Raw genomic sequence first — 14,533 nt, forward strand, 5'->3', positions numbered from 1 at the left:
TAAAAAGCCTTACTTAGATACTTTTTCGACGTAATCTTGCGGCTCTTCAACCGTGGGCAGTGCTTCCTCGAGCCGGTGCTGGCGCGGCACCAGGATGGTGACGGCGCCGCCGAGCAGGGCCACCGCGCCGTAGATGTAGAAGGCTGTTGCCCCGCCGATGCCCGCCGCTGCCAGCCAGCCGCCGATGATCGGCCCCAGGACCCCGCCCAGCCGGCCCACGCTGGCGCACCAGGCGACGCCGGCGGCCCGGGCGTTGGTGGTGAAGTAGTTGGACTGGAAACCGTAGACCAGCACCTGGGTGCCCAGGGTTCCCACCCCCGCGGTGGCGATGAAGGTGAAGAGCAGCGGCAGCGGGAAGCTGAACGTCATCAATCCCAGGGAAATGGTGGCGAGGGCAAACGTGGCAGCGATGACCCGCTTCGGTCCCTTCCGGTCGGCCATCCGGGAGGCAACCAGGCCGCCCACCACGGCGCCGAGGTTCAGGGCCAGCGGGAAGAACAGGGCGTAGGTGCGGCCGTAGCCGTAGCCCTCCATGATCTTGGGCAGCCAGGTGTTGAGCCCGTAGGTCAGGAGGAGGCCGCAGAAGGACATCAGGCCCAGCAGGATGGATGCCGCGGCAAACTGGCGGGAGAAGACGGCGGCAAACCCGGACTTGCGTGGGGCGGCGCCGGCCTCCCGGATCACCTGCTCTTCGGCGAGCGGCACCCCGGTGCGCCAGGCAGCGGCCAGGGCTTCCTCTTCCCGGCCCCGGGCCAGCAGCCACCGCGGGGATTCCGGAAGCTTCCGCCAGGCAATGGGCAGGATGACCAGGAGGGGCAGGGATCCAATGATGAAGAGGCCGCGCCAGCCAATGCTGTCCAGGAAGGCGATGCCAAGGATGGATGCCAGCACGCCGCCCGCGGGGACCCCGGAGTAGACGATCGCGTTGTAGAACTGCCGCCGTCCCGCGGGTGCGAACTCGGCCATCGTGGCGCCGGCGCTGGCGATAACGACGCCCAGGCCCAGCCCGGTGGCAAACCGGAGGGCGCCGAAGGCGGTGACGTCCGTGGCCAAGGCGGTGGCGAACATGCCCAGGGAGAACCAGGCGATGCCCGCGAGCATCAACCGGCGGCGGCCGAAGAAGTCACCGATCGCCCCGCATGCCAGCGACCCCACCAGCACGCCGATCAGGGCCCAGGATCCCAGGAGCCCGGCGGTGGCCGCATCGAAATGCCCGATTTGGCCCGCGTCTGCGAGCAGTCCCGGAAGGACGGTGCCGTAGACCACCAGGTCGTAGCCATCAAAGAGGAGGGCGGCGCAGATGACGAAAGCCACCCAGTTGGCTGTCCGGGTCTCCTTTCCCGGGTTTCCGGAGATCGTGGATTGGGGGTGCGGCAGCGTCATGGCGCATGTCCTTTCAGGGGGCGGGTGGGGAGGCGTTGCGGCATTCAGATGAATCCGCGCCGGGGCCTTGGCAACCCAGCCTGACAGGCAATGTGACGCACGGCATATGGGGGGAATACCCGGTTTCCCGCCGGGGGTGCATTGTGCCGTTTCCGCATATCAAAGAGGCGGCTTTTGCGATGGATCCGGCAGGAACAGGCCAAACGCGCGCGGCAGCACGGGCATCACGGCGCCGATGGGATGGACAGGTCTTAGTCCATACGCGGCCGGTATGAACCAGGCGGCCCGTAACCATGGCCGGGGTCATGGCGCCGCGGTTAGGCTGGCGGAATGATCAATCCAGCACGGCTGCACTCAGACCTGTCCCGCCTGGGCCGGGAGACGGACATGTTCCTTGCCACGGTCTCCTCCTTGTCCGATGAAGAGCTGGCCGCTCCTTCGCTGTGCGAAGGGTGGACCCGCGCCCACGTCATCGCGCACGTCGCATCCAGCGGGCGCGCACTGGTTGGGCTGATCGACTGGGCGACGTCCGGGGAGGAACGCCAGCTGTACGCGTCCCCTGAAGCGCGCTCGCAGGCCATTGCCGCCCTTGCGGCCCTGCCGCGGGAGGAACTCCTGGCTGAAGTGCGGGACTCGGCCGCCGCTTTCGCCGATGAAGCCCAGCGGTTGACCGGGGAGCTTGTGGCGCCGGAAGTAAAGGTGGGTGGCCGGGAGCTGCCGGCAACCTCCATTGTGGCGCTGCGGATTGCCGAGGTGGTGGTGCATCACCATGACCTGGACACCGCCTGGACCATCGAGGAGGCCGACCCCGATTCGCTGCTGAACGCCATCGAGGCCGTGGTACGTGCCATGCGTGCCAAGGGTGCGCCCGGGCTGACGCTGGTTACCGAAGAACGCGACGAATGGGTCATTGGTGACGGCGGCCTGCGCGTCGAGTCGGACCGGGAGGGCCTCCTGAAATGGCTGGCACGCGGCGACGCCGAAGATGTTGAGGCGGCAGGCCCGGTCCCCGTGCTGCCGGCCTGGTAAAGCCAAAGAAGAATCCCCGCCGGGCACCAGCGAATCGCTGGCGTGCCCGGCGGGGATTCCTTCGTCGGCGGGACGCCTACTTCTTCGGCAGGCCCGCCGGGTTCAGTTCGGACTTCTGGATGGCCTCGGAGGAGAGGCCCCAGCGGTCCAGGATCCTGGCGTAGGTGCCGTCGTCAATCAGGTGGTTCAGCGCAGCCTGCGCGGCCACCGCCAGCCCGTTACCCTTCTTGGTGGTAAACGCGATCTCAGCCTTCAGCGGCCAGCCGCCCTCCAGCGTGCCCACCTGCTTCGTCTTTCCGTCCTGCGCCGCCTTGTACGCGGCGGCCGCGTTGGGCCCGAACGTCAGGTCCGCACGGCCTGACTGAAGGGCCAGGCTCGAGGCCGAGTCGTCGTCGTAATACTGGAACTGGACCGGCGCCAGGCCGCTCTTCCGGTTCTCCTCGTCCCACCGCACCAGGATGGCTTCCTGGTTGGTGCCGGAGCCCACGATGATCCTCTTGCCGGCCACGTCCTTGGCTTCCTTGATCTCCCCGATGCCCGAATCACTCTTTGCGTAGAAGCCCAGGAGGTCGTTGCGGTAGGTGGCGAAGTCGAACTTTTCCTTGCGCGCCTCGGTGACGGTGACGTTCGAGAGCACGGCCTCGTACCTGGACGATTCGATGCCCAGCGGCCAGTCAGCCCACGCCACGGGCAGGACCTCCACCTGCAGGCCGAGCGACTCGCCCACGGCGTACGCGATGTCCACTTCGCTGCCGATCAGGGTCTTGTTGTCCGTGGCGAACATGCTGAGCGGTGCCGCCCCGCCCGTGGTCACCACGGTGAGCTTGCCGTCGGCCTTGATGGCCTCCGGCACCAGTGCAGCCGCGGCGGGGTCGGCCGCGACGTTGAAGCGGTCCTGTTCCGGGGACAGGTTGAAGGTCTTGCCGGCGGAGTTGGTGGCGGACGACGACGGTGCTGTCGCCGCCGAGGCGCCGGGATCGGAGCAGGCAGCCAGTCCCAGCAGCGCTGAGACGGTAAGGGCCACGACGGCGGCCGGCTTGGTGGTGATGGCCATGGTTCCTCCTTGGAACGGGGTGGAAGATGCAACGGTGTGAGCGCGTTGCAGCCACTATCCGGCAGCTCCGGAGGCGGAATCAAAGGACATGAAACCCGGGGATACAAGGAGTAACGGCAGTTCACCGGAGGACCGCGGCGGTCATATTCCCCGGCCACAACTCCGCCGGCCACGTACCTGTCACGCATCCAGCAGAAAGCGAGTACTCGGGCAAGAAAGACAAGTGGTGATTACGCGTGCTCTCCAGCCACGCCGGAACCTACCGTTGGCTCTGAGGCGGCCAACGTGGGCCGCCTGAATGGTCTTATCAGGAGCTCGCATGCGCACTTCCCCATCCAAATCCCCTCTTTCGCGCCGCCTTGCGGCGGCAGTTGTCCTTCCCGGGCTGCTCACTACCAGCATGGTGCTGGTCCAGCCTGCCGTTGCCGCTACAACCTCCACCACCGGCATGTGCAACGGCGTAGTCAATCAGCTGGCGCACCGCGGTGCCGTCCAGGAGAACCTCCTGAAGGCCGCGGCCAAGAAGAACGCTGACGCCATTGCTGCCCTGCAGGCCGACAAGGCAAAGCTCCAGGCCCAGGCGGATGCGTTGGCCGCGCAAAAGGCCGAGGCTGATAAGGCGCTGGCAGACCTCGTTGCGCAGGAGACGCAGCTGAACACCGAGGAAGAATCAGCACAGGCATCGCTCGACAAGCTGACCGCCGAGCAGACGAGCCTGGCATCCCAGGTGGCGGAAGCGGAAGCCGCCCTCACTGATCTTCAGGGCCAGCAGGCAGGCGTGGAGGCCCGGCTGGCGCCGCTACAGGAGGAACTGGCAACTGCAAAGGCCGCCTCCGCGGACCTCCAGGCACAGGCCGACCAGCTGGCAGCAGATCTTGTAGCCAACAGTGCAGCGATTGCGGCCGCCCAGACACAGCTTTCGGCGCTGCAAGGGGCTGCCGAACAGGCGGCGTCCGAGCTTACTGCCAAGGAAGGCGAGATCCTGCAGGCCCAGGACCAGCTCACAGCTCTGACCGCCCAGGCACAGCAGGCAGCTGACGCCGTCAATGCTGCTCAGCAGGAGGTTACGGATGCCGAGGCCCAGCTGAAGGTGCTTGAGGCGGCAGGTGCCACCGCGACTTCAGAGCTTCAGGCCCAGCAGGCCAAGGTGGACGCGGCCAAAGCGACCTTGGCCGGGCTTCAGGAAACCGCTGCAGCCGCGGACGCTGCTGTCAGCACCAAGAAGGCCCAGATCGCCACTGCACAGGCTGAGCTCGGCACCCTGCAGTCCTTGGCCGCAGCTGCCAAGGCGGCGCTGGACGCCAAAAACGCCGAGATCGCCACAGCCCAAGCGGACCTAAGGACGCTCCAGACCAACGCGGCGGCCGCAGCAAATGCTGTCAGCGACAACAACGCCAAGATTGCAGCCGTGAACGCCGACATCACCAGTCTGCAGACCCAGATCACCACGGTGAACAGCCAGATTGCCTCGAAGCAGGCCGCGCTGACCCAGGCCCAGAACGACCTTGCAGCACTGAACGCCCAGAAGGACGCGTTGACTGCGCAGATCGCCGACCTGACCAAACAAATCGATGCAATCAACGGCAACTCGAAAGCGAAGCGCGACCTGATCGCCCAGCGCGACGGCCTCCAAACCCAGTTGAATGGCGTGAACAGCCAGATCGCCGATAAGAGCGCCACCATCTCCGGTCTTCAGGGCGATCTGGCTACCCTCCAGAAGCAGGTGGACGGCCTGAACTCCCAACTGCTGGCCAAGCAGCAGGAAAGCAGCACCCTGCAGCAGAACGCTGCACCCCTGCAGGCAGCCTTGGACGCCGCCAATGCTGCGGTGACCGCAAAACAGAACGACATTGCCACACTCAAGGCGCAGGTGCCTACACTCCAGGATGCTCTGAACCAGGCCAATGCAGCGGTCACCACTAAACAGGGGGAGCTCACCACCCTGCAGGGGCAACTCCCGGGGTTGGAGCAGGCATCAAAGGACGCCGCCAGCGCAGTGATGGCCCAGCAGCAGGTGGTTGCGGATCTCGAAGGTGCCTTGCCGACCTTGACCGATAACGTCGCGCAGGCAGAGCAGGCCATCACAGACCAGAGGGCAATCCTCGACGCTTTGAATGGCACCCTGGCCCAAGCAAAGGATGCGCTGGCGGCGGCCAACAGCGCGGTGGACGGCAAGAACGCCGAGATTTCAGCGCTGCAGGCCCAGCTTCCGGCTCTGCAGGCCACCCTGGATGCGGCCAACACTGCCGTCATATCGAAGACGGCGGAGATCGATTCGCTCAACAAGCTGGGCGACGACCTCGTCGCCCGGATTTCGTTGCTCAATGCCCGGATCGCCATCGCCGAAGCCAACGTCCTTGACCTGCAGGGACGGGTAACGCCGCTGCTGGCTCAGCTCAACCAACTCACCGACGACATCAGCGCCACGGAAGCAAAATTGGCGGATCTGCAGTTGCAGCTGAACGCTGTCGACTCGCAGGTGACGGCTGCGCAGCAGAAGCTGGCAGGGCTTCAGGCGCAAAAGAAGCCCAACACCGACGCAATCAAGACGCAGAAGCTGCTGCTGGCCAGCCTGCAAACCCAGCTGGCGGACATCCAGAAGCAGATCGCGGCAATCGATCCCAGCATCGCGAATGGAGGCTGCGCCGCCTGATGCACGGGGAATGAAGGCCGGCGCCCAGCGACGTGCGCCGCAAAGAGGGGACCAGTTCAGTGCGAACTGGTCCCCTCCTCTGATTCGAAGCGGTCAGTGCCGGCTGATTACGACAGTGCCGCGAGGACTTCCTTGGCCACGTCCTCGCTGGACTGTGGGTTCTGTCCGGTGATGAGGTTGCCGTCGCGCACCACGTTGGAGGACCAGGCCGCACCGTTTTCGACGACGGCACCCTTCTCCTTGAGCGCGTCCTCCACCAGCCAGGGGGTGTTCTCCCCGGTTCCGCCGCCGAGTTCTTCCTCGTTGGTGAAGACCGTCAGGCGGCGGCCCTTGAAAGTGAACCCGCCGTCGTCGTCCGTTGCGCTCAGCAGCCCCGCGGGACCGTGGCAGAACGGTGCAATGATCTTGCCGTCCTTGTTCGCTGCGACCAGCAGCCGGCCCAGGTCGGCGTCCTTGTACAGGTCCGCCATGGGGCCGTGGCCGCCGGGCATCACCACGGCGTCGTACCCGGCAATGTCGACGTCGGCGAGGACCAGCGGGTGCGCCAGCTCGCCGTCGATCTTCGCGATGTAGTCGCGGAAGCCCTGGGCGCGTTCCTCGCCGCCGGCCGAATCGGGAGCCAGGCTTACCTGGTCCACGGTGGGCTTCCTGCCGCCGGGGGTGGCGATGTGGACCGTGTTGCCGGCGTCGGTCAGGGTCTGGTGTGACACCACCAGTTCCTCTGCCCAGTAGCCGGTGGGGTGTTCGCTGCCGTCCTTCATGGTGAGGGAATCTGCGGCCGATACGACCATCAAAATGTTTGCCATGGTGTTTCTCCTGTCTTAGCTGACGTGAGTGGCTGGAAGCCGCTTGCTACTTGCCTGCTGCTTCCAGCTCAGCGTACGTGGCGTCGTCGAGCGTGATGCCCGCGGCGGCCAGGTTCTCTTCGAGGTGCGGCACCGAGCCCGTGCCGGGGATCGGCATTATCACGGGGGAGCGGCGCAGCAGCCAGGCCAGGGCCACCTGGGAAGTCGTGGCGCCCAGGCGCTTGGCCGCCTCATCCAGCGGGCCGCCCGGCTGGGCGAGTTCGCCGGCGGAAATCGGAGCCCAGGGGATGAAGCCGATGCCGTTCTCCTCGGAGTAGCGGAGCACGTCCTCGGAGCTGCGGTCGGTCAGGTTGTAGCGGTTCTGGACCGTGGACACCGTGAAGTGCTTCCCGGCCGCCTCCAGCTCCTCGACGCTGACCTGGGACAGGCCCAGGGCGCGGACCTTTCCTTCGTCCTGGAGCTCGCGCAGCACGCCGAACTGCTCCTCGGCGTCCACCTTGGGATCGATCCGGTGCAGCTGCAGCAGGTCCAGGGTGTCCACCTTCAGCTTGCGCAGGCTCAGCTCGGTCTGCTGGCGCAGATATTCGGGACGCCCAACGGGAATCCACTTATTGGGCCCCGTCCGGGTGAAGCCCACCTTGGTGGCGATCTTCAGCCCCTCCTTGTACGGATGCAGGGCCTCGGCGATGATTTCTTCGCTGATGTTGGGTCCGTAGGAATCGGCGGTATCGATGAAGTCGACGCCGAGTTCGACGGCGCGGCGCACCACGGCCACGGCCGCCTGGCGGTCTGCGGGCTCGCCCCAGACACCGTCGCCAACGATGCGCATGGCACCGAAACCGAGGCGGTGCACGGTTCCCAGGTCCTTGAGGTCGATCATTTCGGACAGTTCAAGCTGGTTCGTTGAATCATGGCTCATAGGGGCGGCAACATCATCAGTGTGCTGAGTATTCCGGGAAAGACGAAATAACCCGGGCCCCGCCGTGGTTATGAATCAAGTGCCCGCCGCGATCCGGCCGGCGACTCTTACGAAACGTTCCTGAAAGGCCGCACCTGACGTGACTCTTCCCCTCTCCATCCTTGACCTGGCAACCATCGGCAAAGGCCAGACGGCGGCGGAGAGCCTGGCGGGCAGCGTGGCCATGGCCCAAAGCGCCGAGAAGCTGGGCTACCGGCGCGTCTGGTACGCCGAGCACCACAACATGTCCTCCATTGCCTCCTCCGCCACCAGCGTGCTGATCGCCCATGTGGCCGCGCACACCGAAAGCATCCGGCTGGGCGCCGGCGGCATCATGCTGCCCAACCACTCACCGCTGACCATCGCCGAACAGTTCGGCACCCTGGAAACCCTCCACCCGGGCCGGATCGACCTGGGCCTGGGCCGTGCCCCGGGCAGCGACCAGAACACCATGCGCGCCCTGCGCCGCGACCCCATGTCCGCGGACAGCTTCCCGCAGGACGTCCTGGAACTGCAGGGCTACCTCACCGGACCGACCCGCATCCAGGGCGTGGAGGCCACCCCCGGCAAGGGCACCAACGTTCCGCTGTACATCCTGGGCTCGTCCCTGTTCGGCGCGCGCCTGGCCGCCCAGCTTGGCCTGCCGTATGCCTTCGCCTCGCACTTCGCCCCGGCTGCCCTGCAGGAGGCGGTGGCCATCTACCGGAGTGAGTTCAAGCCGTCCGCCCAGCTGAATGCGCCGCACGTGATTGCCGGCGTCAACGTGATCGCCGCTGACTCCGCGTCCGAAGCGCAGGCCATGTTCCAGGCCACCAAGCGGGCGCGCGTCTCCCTGTTCTTCGGCGGCGGCACCCGCGAATTCACCGACGACGAGGCGGACATGATCCTGGACTCGCCGCAGGGACGGCACATGGCACAGATGATGACGTACTCCGCGGTGGGGACACCCGACGTCGTCATCGACTACCTGGACAGCTTCGGCAAGCACGCCGATGCCGACGAACTCATCGCGGCCCACCAAAGCCCCGGCACCCGGGACCGGCTGCGGTCCATCGAACTGCTGGCGGAGGCCGCCGGGCTGGTGCGGGTCTAGCCTTCGGAAAGCCCGGACCGCGTCCCCGGCAGCGGACTTTTACACATACGCAATGCAGGGGACTTTCGCGGGAAACCGGTGAGGCTGAACATGGGAACTGCCCCCTCGGGAAACGCTGGGATTCACGAGCGGGGCACCAACCGGTAGCCCGCAGGCAATCCAGCGGCTGCAGTCCCGGACTGGTCCAGCCTCAAAGGGGTTATCTGGATGCCGACGCCGTTGAACCAAAGCGTGGCGGATTCCGCTCTGCTCACCCGGTCCCTTCCGCTGGACATGCTGCGCGCCTTCATCCAGTCGGACGCCGCGGACAGCGGGCTGACCCCAGCGCTGCTGGCCGAGCTCAAAGTGTTGGCGCGTGTCCCGGGGTTGCTGGTTGCCTGCAACTACGGGGGTACGCTGTGCGACGCCGAGGGCATCTCCACCGAGACTCTCCCGCTGGGCAATGCAGCCATAGCCCTACGTGCTTTGGCGGCCCTGCCCAATACGCACGCCGCCATCATTTCGGGACGCTCGCTCCGTGACCTGGCGGCGGTTTCGCGGCTGCCGGCCGAGGTGCACCTGATCGGGTCCCACGGGGCCGAAGCGGACATGGGCTTTGCCCACGGCCAGACCCTGGCCACCGAATCGGTCCTGCAAAAGGTGAACGCCGAGCTCAACGAGTCCGTGGGCTTCCAGGAAGGCATCTGGATCGAACGCAAACCAGTCGCCGTTTCCGTGCATACCCGGCACGCGCCGGCGCACGTCGTGGATGCGGTGACCGAAACTGCGCGGGAGATCGCAAGGATCCACGGGCTGTTCTTCATCGTGGACGGTTCCGTGCTTGACCTGTCCGTCCTGGAGCCGGCCAAAGCCGAGGCGCTGGAAATCCTCCGGTCCCGGCTCGGCGCCAGCGCAGCCCTGTTCGCAGGGGACGCTTACAGCGACGAACTGGCCATCGCCACCCTGCGCGGACCTGACCTGGGGCTCCGGGTAGGGCCAGGGGAGACCTCGGCCGCGCATCGACTCCGCGACCCGGAAGCCTTCGCCAGGGTACTTGCCCTGCTCTTCGAACTTCGGCGGGCCTGGCTTTTCGGTGAGGACGCCGTGGGCCTCGAACGGCACACAATGATCGGCAACGGCTCGTCCACCGCCCTGCTGACCCCGGATGCGAAGATCTGCTGGATGAGCCACCCGCTCCCGGATTCCGGCTCACTGTTCGCACATATCCTGGGCGGGGACGCCGCCGGCCACTTCTCCGTGGAGCCGGTCAAGGCCTCCCAGGTGCTGGGCCAGCGGTACGTGGACAGCACCATGATTGTTGAAACCCGCTGGGCCGACGTCACGGTCACGGATTACCTGGAACCCGCGCCGGACGGAATCACCAGCCTGGTCCGGGTACTGACAGGCCACGGCGCCGCAAGGATCACCTTCGCTCCCCGGCCGGACTACGCCAATGCCCCGTTCAGCATGGAGGCCCGCGGCGGCGAACTGCATGTGGTGGGCACGTCCGAACCCATCATCCTGTTCGCGCCGGGCGTCGCGTTCAGCATCACGTCCGACGGACGCCACGCGACGGCCACGGCGTCGGTCAACCTGCAGGACGGCCCGGTGGTGCTCAACCTCCGCTGCGGCGACACGGAACCCCAGCCTGCGGATCCTGAAGGGGAGAGGGACCGGCGGGCCGAAGTGGCCCTGCACGCCCGCCAGTGGGTCCAGCAACTCGTCCTGCCCTCCGTGAAACCTTCCCTGGTGAGGCGCTCGGCCCTGGTGCTCCGCGCCCTCGTGCATGAACCAACCGGCGCCGTCCTCGCCGCCCCCACCACCTCCCTGCCCGAGGGAATCGGCGGCACCAGGAACTGGGACTACCGGTACTGCTGGCTTCGCGACGGCTCCATGACGGTCAGCGCACTGGTGGATCTTGGCTCCACCTCGGAGGCGGCTGGCTTCCTTGCCTGGTTGAGCCGGATCCTCGAACACGCTCCCGGTCCCGAATGGCTGCACCCCCTGTATTCGGTGACTGGCGCCCCGCTCTCTACGGAAGCCGTCGTCGACAGCCTTCCCGGATATGCGGGTTCCCGTCCCGTGAGGATCGGGAACGCAGCCGACCACCAGGTCCAGCTTGACGTTTTTGGGCCCGTTGCCGAACTGATCCATAACCTGAGCGAACGGGAAGGCGTACTCGCCGATGAAAGCTGGGAGTTGATGGTCCAGATGGCCTCCGCAGTCCTGGCCCGCTGGCACGAACCGGACCACGGCATTTGGGAGGCCCGGCGGGCGGCGCGCCATCACGTCTATTCGAAGGTGATGTGCTGGGTGACCCTTGACCGGGCACTGCGCACCGCGGCACGGCATGGCCGCGAACCTGATCCTTCCTGGGCGCCGACGGCGGAAACCATTCGGGAGGAGGTGCTGCGCGAGGGCTGGGACGACACCGCAAAGTCCTACACCGTGGCCTACGACAGCCCGGACCTGGATGCCGCCGTCCTGCACATCGGGCTCTCGGGCCTGCTGGATGTCTCGGACCGGCGCTTCCTGGACACCGTCACCGCCGTTGAACGCGAGCTGCGGGTAGGTCCCACCGTCTTCCGGTACCGGTACGACGACGGCCTGCCGGGCCTGGAGGGCGGGTTCCATATCTGCACCACGTGGCTGATCGAGGCCTACGTGGCCGTGGGCCGCATTGATGAAGCCTGGGACCTGTTCGACCAGCTGGTGAACCTTTTCGGCCCCACGGGGCTGCTCCCGGAGGAATACGACCCCGGCACGGAGACCCATTTGGGAAACCACCCGCAGGCCTACTCACACTTGGGATTCATCCGCTGCGCGCGGCTCCTGGACCGGCACCAGGACAGGCGGTAGGCGGTGTCCGTCGTGGGTACCTAGAGTGGAGGTAACAGGGACCCGAAAAAGACTGAAACGAGACTGATGATGACCGCGCGCGCCCAGGGAGTGGGATTCCGTTCCGAGCGGGGCCCAATTCTCATCGCTTTAATGCTTTCCACTGGACTTGTGGCCATCGATTCCACCATCGTGGCCACCGCGGTTCCGTCGATCGTCCGCGACGTGGGCGGCTTCGCTTCCTTCCCCTGGCTCTTCTCCGCGTACCTGCTGGCGCAGGCGGTGTCTGTTCCCATCTACGGCAAGCTCTCCGACATGGCAGGGCGCAAGCCGATCATCCTCACCGGCATCGGCCTGTTCCTGCTGGGCTCGGTCCTCTGCGGGGTGGCATGGAGCATGCCCTCGCTGATCGCGTTCCGGGCCCTGCAGGGACTCGGCGCCGGCGCGGTGCTGCCGGTGTCCGTCACCATTGCCGGGGACATCTATACCCTGCAGGAGCGCGCCAAGGTCCAGGGCTACCTGGCCAGCGTCTGGGCCGTCTCCTCCGTGGTGGGTCCCAGCTTGGGCGGGATCTTCTCCGCCCTGGGCATCTGGCGCGGCATCTTCCTTGTCAACGTGCCGCTCTGCCTGCTGGCCGGCTGGATGCTGATCCGCACTCTTCACGAAAACGTGGAACGGGCCACCCACAAGGTGGACTACGCCGGCGCCGTCCTCCTGGCCGGATCCCTGGGCCTGCTCATCCTCGGAGCCCTGCAGGGCGGCCAGGCATGGGCATGGAACTCCTCCATCAGCATTGGCGTCTTTGTTGTCGGAGCAGTGCTGCTGGTTGCGTTCCTCCTGGTGGAGCGGCGGGCAGCGGAGCCCATCCTTCCGGCCTGGGTGGTGTCGCGCCGCCTGCTGGCCACCACCGCGCTGGTGTCCTTCGGCGTTGGCGCGATGATGATCGGACTGACCTCCTACGTTCCCACCTTCCTGGAAGGCGCGTTGTCCTCCTCGCCGCTGGTCGCCGGCCTGGCGCTGGCAGCACTCACCCTCGGCTGGCCGCTCAGCGCGTCACAGGCCGGGAAGTTCTACCTGCGGATCGGATTCAAGTCCACCGCCCTGATCGGCATTGCCATCGCCGTGATGGGGCTACTGATTCTGTCGCTGACGGCCTCCACGCCCAACGTGGCGCTGATCGCGGTCAGCTGCTTCGTCGTCGGGCTTGGCCTGGGCCTGCTGGCCACCCCCACCCTGATTTCCGCCCAGTCCAGCGTTCCCTGGCACGAGCGCGGCGTGGTGACCAGCACCAACATGTTCGCCCGGTCCATCGGCAGTGCCCTGGGCGTGGCCGTGTTCGGTGCCGTTGCCAACTCCATTTACGGCGGCAGCAGCGGCGGCGACTCCGATCAGGCCACAGTAATCAGCGCTTCGGGGGCCGTGTTCCTGGCTGCGCTCGTGGCTGGCCTGCTCACGGTGGCAGCGGTGCTGGCCATGCCTGCGGTCAAGGCCGAAGACAGCGGCAACTCCGATGCGGAGCCCGTGCCCACCCAGGCGGAAGGCAGCTCCAGCCAGGCTGCCGCCGGCGGAGATGTTCCTACAGGCAAGTCCTGAGGGCGAATGTGTTTTCTTCCTTAGTGCTATTTGTTTTTTCCGCGTGCGGCTACGCGCCAGTGGTCCACGATTTTGCCGCCGCTGACGACAGCGATGTCGTCAACGAGATTCACCGCCACGCATACGTGGTTCGGTATTACCCGTAACCGCTCTCCGAGAGGCGGGAGCCCTGCATCTGCTGGCCAGACCACGGTCGCGTGATGTTCCGAGAGCGCGGTGATGCGTGCTTCGGGATAGTCGAGCAGCCGTCCAAAGCCGGTGGCCCACGCAGGCCGGTCGCCGCCCAGGATTTTGCTGCCGGAGTCCAGGACGGTCCTTCGCGGTATGACGTCGTCGCCCTCATGCCGGCTTACCACTGTTGCGGCGACGGTCAGCGCGATGTCTTCAGGGGCGCATCGTTCCAGTTCCAGTTGCTGGGCGTCATTGAAGACATAAACTCCAGGCCGGACCTCGGTGGCTGCGGAATCACCGGTGAGAGTGGCGGTGGGAGTTGAACCGCCGCTGCGATGCAGGATTTCAAATCCTGCCTGTGTGAGCAGGTCCGAGGCCTGCCTGAGGGCCAACTGTTCTTCTTCGGCTGCTTTCAGGGGCATCCCGGGGGCGTAGCTGTGGCCCGGGAAGGTGAAGACGCCGCTGACCCTCAGACCGGCGCGTGCCGCGGCGTGTGCCACGTCAACGACCGCACCCGGGGCGATTCCGCTGCGGTGATGGCCGCTGTCGATTTCCAGCAGCACGTCAAAGTCGCCGGCTGCGTCACCCAAGGACGCTCCCATGACTTGGGCTGCCTCCCGTGAATCCAGTCCTACTGAGATCTTTGTGGTGGCAGCAAGCCGGCGCAGGCGTTCGGCTTGACGAGGACCGACCCAGATGGGGTAAGCGATGAAGATGTCGGTCGCTCCGTGTCCTGCAAAGACTTCAGCCTCCCCGAGGGTCGCGACAGTGATGCCGACTGCACCGGCCGCCAGCTGCAGTTGCGCGATTTCGGGCACCTTGTGGGTTTTCACGTGGGGTCGGAGGCTCAAGCCTTTCGCATGGACGGCAGCGGCCATGCGGTCGATGTTCCGCTGGAGCACATCCCGGTCGACCAGGATCTCTGGAGTGTCGACTTCTTCTGGGATTGTCATCACTGGTTCTCTTTCTCTAGGTC

10 protein-coding genes are annotated in these 14,533 nt (G+C 66.1%); 5 read left to right on the top strand and 5 right to left on the bottom strand.

Annotation, left to right across the window (positions count from 1 at the left end; genetic code table 11):
- Positions 1-9: 9 nt before the first annotated feature.
- On the bottom strand, positions 10-1,383 hold the full coding sequence (locus PUN51_RS08710) for an MFS transporter (RefSeq protein ID WP_275180562.1): 1,374 nt from the start codon (positions 1,381-1,383) through the stop codon (positions 10-12).
- Positions 1,384-1,713: 330 nt separating this feature from the next.
- On the opposite strand from PUN51_RS08710, the gene PUN51_RS08715 reads away from it, so the two are divergent.
- A complete protein-coding gene (locus PUN51_RS08715) occupies positions 1,714-2,412 on the top strand; it encodes a maleylpyruvate isomerase family mycothiol-dependent enzyme (RefSeq protein ID WP_275180563.1) in 699 nt (232 codons plus the stop codon).
- Between the two features lie 76 nt (positions 2,413-2,488).
- On the opposite strand, the gene PUN51_RS08720 is transcribed toward PUN51_RS08715, so the two are convergent.
- Positions 2,489-3,466 (bottom strand): ABC transporter substrate-binding protein, encoded by a 978-nt coding sequence (locus PUN51_RS08720; protein WP_275180566.1) that lies wholly within the window; start codon positions 3,464-3,466, stop codon positions 2,489-2,491.
- A gap of 319 nt (positions 3,467-3,785) precedes the next feature.
- Between PUN51_RS08720 and PUN51_RS08725 the strand changes: the two genes are divergently transcribed.
- Positions 3,786-6,119, top strand: coding sequence for a chromosome segregation ATPase (locus PUN51_RS08725; protein ID WP_275180568.1), 2,334 nt, complete (start codon positions 3,786-3,788; stop codon positions 6,117-6,119).
- A 107-nt stretch (positions 6,120-6,226) separates the two neighbouring features.
- Here PUN51_RS08725 and PUN51_RS08730 read toward each other — a convergent pair whose 3' ends face one another.
- The gene (locus PUN51_RS08730; RefSeq protein WP_275180570.1) at positions 6,227-6,925 is read right to left on the bottom strand and encodes a type 1 glutamine amidotransferase domain-containing protein; all 699 of its coding nucleotides are present in this window, start codon (positions 6,923-6,925) and stop codon (positions 6,227-6,229) included.
- A 46-nt stretch (positions 6,926-6,971) separates the two neighbouring features.
- Positions 6,972-7,844, bottom strand: a complete 873-nt coding sequence (locus PUN51_RS08735; RefSeq protein WP_275180572.1) for an aldo/keto reductase — start codon at positions 7,842-7,844, stop codon at positions 6,972-6,974.
- 139 nt (positions 7,845-7,983) lie between these two features.
- Between PUN51_RS08735 and PUN51_RS08740 the strand changes: the two genes are divergently transcribed.
- The 3 genes from PUN51_RS08740 to PUN51_RS08750 all read left to right on the top strand — a co-directional run bounded on the left by PUN51_RS08740 (position 7,984) and on the right by PUN51_RS08750 (position 13,386).
- On the top strand, positions 7,984-8,976 hold the full coding sequence (locus PUN51_RS08740; protein ID WP_275180574.1) for an LLM class flavin-dependent oxidoreductase: 993 nt from the start codon (positions 7,984-7,986) through the stop codon (positions 8,974-8,976).
- Positions 8,977-9,183: 207 nt separating this feature from the next.
- A complete protein-coding gene (locus tag PUN51_RS08745) occupies positions 9,184-11,814 on the top strand; it encodes a trehalase-like domain-containing protein (protein ID WP_275180576.1) in 2,631 nt (876 codons plus the stop codon).
- Between the two features lie 66 nt (positions 11,815-11,880).
- Positions 11,881-13,386, top strand: a complete 1,506-nt coding sequence (locus tag PUN51_RS08750; protein ID WP_275180578.1) for an MFS transporter — start codon at positions 11,881-11,883, stop codon at positions 13,384-13,386.
- Positions 13,387-13,412: 26 nt separating this feature from the next.
- On the opposite strand, the gene PUN51_RS08755 is transcribed toward PUN51_RS08750, so the two are convergent.
- The gene (locus tag PUN51_RS08755) at positions 13,413-14,513 is read right to left on the bottom strand and encodes a D-TA family PLP-dependent enzyme (protein WP_275180580.1); all 1,101 of its coding nucleotides are present in this window, start codon (positions 14,511-14,513) and stop codon (positions 13,413-13,415) included.
- Positions 14,514-14,533 lie beyond the last annotated feature (20 nt).

The sequence above is a fragment of the Arthrobacter sp. NQ4 genome, from assembly GCF_029077345.1.
GTDB lineage: Bacteria > Actinomycetota > Actinomycetes > Actinomycetales > Micrococcaceae > Arthrobacter.

What these genes read in the sequence shown, in the direction of transcription:
- PUN51_RS08710 (WP_275180562.1), bottom strand. Translation starts at nt 1,383, where the DNA reads ATGACGCTGCCGCACCCCCAATCCACGATCTCCGGAAACCCGGGAAAG.
- PUN51_RS08715 (WP_275180563.1), top strand. Translation starts at nt 1,714, where the DNA reads ATGATCAATCCAGCACGGCTGCACTCAGACCTGTCCCGCCTGGGCCGG.
- PUN51_RS08720 (WP_275180566.1), bottom strand. Translation starts at nt 3,466, where the DNA reads ATGGCCATCACCACCAAGCCGGCCGCCGTCGTGGCCCTTACCGTCTCA.
- PUN51_RS08725 (WP_275180568.1), top strand. Translation starts at nt 3,786, where the DNA reads ATGCGCACTTCCCCATCCAAATCCCCTCTTTCGCGCCGCCTTGCGGCG.
- PUN51_RS08730 (WP_275180570.1), bottom strand. Translation starts at nt 6,925, where the DNA reads ATGGCAAACATTTTGATGGTCGTATCGGCCGCAGATTCCCTCACCATG.
- PUN51_RS08735 (WP_275180572.1), bottom strand. Translation starts at nt 7,844, where the DNA reads ATGAGCCATGATTCAACGAACCAGCTTGAACTGTCCGAAATGATCGAC.
- PUN51_RS08745 (WP_275180576.1), top strand. Translation starts at nt 9,184, where the DNA reads ATGCCGACGCCGTTGAACCAAAGCGTGGCGGATTCCGCTCTGCTCACC.
- PUN51_RS08750 (WP_275180578.1), top strand. Translation starts at nt 11,881, where the DNA reads ATGATGACCGCGCGCGCCCAGGGAGTGGGATTCCGTTCCGAGCGGGGC.